2 protein-coding genes are annotated in these 2,510 nt (G+C 70.5%); one reads left to right on the forward strand and one right to left on the reverse strand.

Features of this window, described 5'->3' with window-relative positions; translation table 11 throughout:
- Window positions 1-89 precede the first annotated feature (89 nt).
- Entirely contained in the window at window positions 90-1,946 is a 1,857-nt protein-coding gene (gene glmS / locus G6017_RS13725; RefSeq protein ID WP_179524682.1) for a glutamine--fructose-6-phosphate transaminase (isomerizing), read from the reverse strand.
- 74 nt (window positions 1,947-2,020) lie between these two features.
- Between glmS and G6017_RS13730 the strand changes: the two genes are divergently transcribed.
- On the forward strand, window positions 2,021-2,510 hold a 490-nt coding region (locus tag G6017_RS13730), incomplete at its 3' end, for a dienelactone hydrolase family protein (protein WP_347238014.1).

The following is a 2,510-nucleotide window of genomic DNA, read 5'->3' on the forward strand; positions in this document are numbered from 1 at the left end:
GCGGGCCCTCGGCGGCCCGGATCGCCTCGACCGGGTGCGCGCGCAACATGACGTCCACGATCCCAGACGGAATCAGACCCGGGGGCGGATCACTCCACCGTGACGGACTTGGCCAGATTGCGGGGCTTGTCCACGTCGTACCCACGGGCCGCGGCGACCTCGGCGGCGAACGCCTGGTAGGGGATGGTCGCGAGCAACGGCTGGAGCAGGGTGGTCGAGGCCGGGATCGGGATGAAGTAGTCCGACAGCGGTCGCACCACCTCGTCCCCCTCCTCGGCAATCACGATGGTCCGGGCACCGCGGGCCCTGATCTCCTGGATGTTGCTCACGAGCTTGGAGTGCAGGACTCCCCGACCCTCGACCGGAGGCATGACGATGAAGACGGGCAGGCCGTCCTCGATCAGCGCGATCGGTCCGTGCTTGAGCTCACCCGCCGGGAACCCCTCGGCGTGCATGTACGCCAGCTCCTTGAGCTTGAGCGCGCCCTCGAGCGCCGTCGGATAGCCGACGTGGCGGCCGAGGAACAGCACCGACTTCGAGTCGGCCAGCTCCCGCGCGATCTCGCGGACCGGGTCGAGGGAGTCGACCACCTTCTGGATGGCCTCGGGCATCTTCTCGAGCTGACGGAACTCGGCCGCCACCTCGTCGGGGTACTTGGTGCCCCGGGCCTGCGCCAGCGCCAGTCCCACGAGGTAGTTGGCGGTGATCTGGGCCAGGTACGCCTTGGTGGAGGCCACGCCGATCTCGGGGCCGGCATGGGTGTACAGCACGGCGTCGGCCTCACGGGGGATCTGCGACCCGTTGGTGTTGCACACCGCCAGGACGCGGGCCTTCTGGGACTTGGCGTGACGCACGGCCTCGAGGGTGTCGGCGGTCTCACCCGACTGTGAGATGGCCACCACCAGGGTGGACCGGTCCAGCACCGGGTCCCGGTAGCGGAACTCCGAGGCGATCTCGACCTCGCAGGGCAGGCGGGTCCAGTGCTCGATGGCGTACTTGGCCACCATGCCGGAGTGGTACGCGCTGCCGCAGGCCACGATGAACACCTTGTCGATGTCCCTGAGGTCCTGGTCGCTGATCCGCTGCTCGTCGAGCACGATGCGGCCGTCCTGGAAGTGGCCGAGCAGGGTGTCGGCGACCGCCGCCGGCTGCTCGGCGATCTCCTTGAGCATGAAGTAGTCGTAGCCGCCCTTCTCCGCGGCGGCCAGGTCCCAGTCGATGTGGAACGGGCGGCCCTCGGTGGGTTCGCCGGCGAGGTCGGTGATCTCGTAGCCGTCGGCCCGCAGCACCACCACGTTGTCCTGGCCGAGTTCCACCGCCTCACGGGTGTGCTCGATGAACGCCGCGACGTCCGAACCGAGGAACATCTCGCCCTCCCCCACGCCCAGCACCAGCGGGGTCGACCGACGCGCCGCGACGAGGGTGCCCGGGTGGGCGGCGTGGCTGAAGACCAGGGTGAAGGCACCCTCGAGGCGGTTCAGCACGGCCCGGCACGAGGCGACGAAGTCCCCCGCGTGCGGTCCGGACGCCATCTCGCACATGAGCAGGTGCGCGGCCACCTCGGAGTCGGTGTCCGACACCAGTTCGACCCCCGCGGCCTCCAGCTCGGCGCGCAGCGGGGCGAAGTTCTCGATGATGCCGTTGTGCACGATCGCCACGTCGCCCGAGACGTGCGGGTGGGCGTTGCGGTCACTGGGGCGCCCGTGGGTGGCCCAGCGGGTGTGTCCGATCCCGGTGGTCCCCGGGAAGCTGTCGTGCCCGGCGGAGTCCAGCGCGGCCTCGAGGTTGGCGAGCTTGCCCTCCTTCTTCTCCACGCGCGAGGCGCCCGAACCGTCGAGGACGGCCACGCCCGAGGAGTCGTATCCGCGGTACTCCATCCGCCGCAGGGCCTCGACCACGACAGGGAGGGCAGCCTGATGCCCGACATAACCGACGATTCCGCACATGGCCGCTAAGTGTAGCCACGCCGTCCCGACGCCCCGGCACCGTCGACCCCCCCGGAGGCGATACTGTGGCCCTCGTGGCCATCAAGACCAAAGCTCTGCTCGACAAAGTGAACCGGCGGGGCCCCTACGGGGTCGACACGGGCGATCTCGGTTTCACCGGGACGCCGGGCGCGGTGTTCGTCCCGCGTGACGCGCCGTCACCCGCCCCGGTGGTGGGCTTCGCCCACGACTGGACCAAGGGCCCCCGTGACTACACGGACACGCTCAAGCACCTCGCCTCGTGGGGCTTCGTCGTGGTCGCGCCCGCGACCGACCGGTCCCCCCGGCCGAACCACCAACACTTCGCCGACCACCTGTCGGCCGCGATCGAGGACGTCCTGCAGGCCAGGCTCGGCCGCGGTACCGTCCGCGCGGATCCCCGCCGGATCGGGCTGGCCGGTCACGGGCTCGGTGGCGGGGTCTGTGCCCTGCTGGCCTCCCAGCGCACCGATATCGGCGCGGTGGCGATGGCGTTCCCCACCGAGACCGTCCCGGCGGCCGCCGACCGGGCCATCACCATCGACG

The organism is Dietzia sp. B44 (genome assembly GCF_014145245.1).
GTDB lineage: Bacteria > Actinomycetota > Actinomycetes > Mycobacteriales > Mycobacteriaceae > Dietzia > Dietzia natronolimnaea.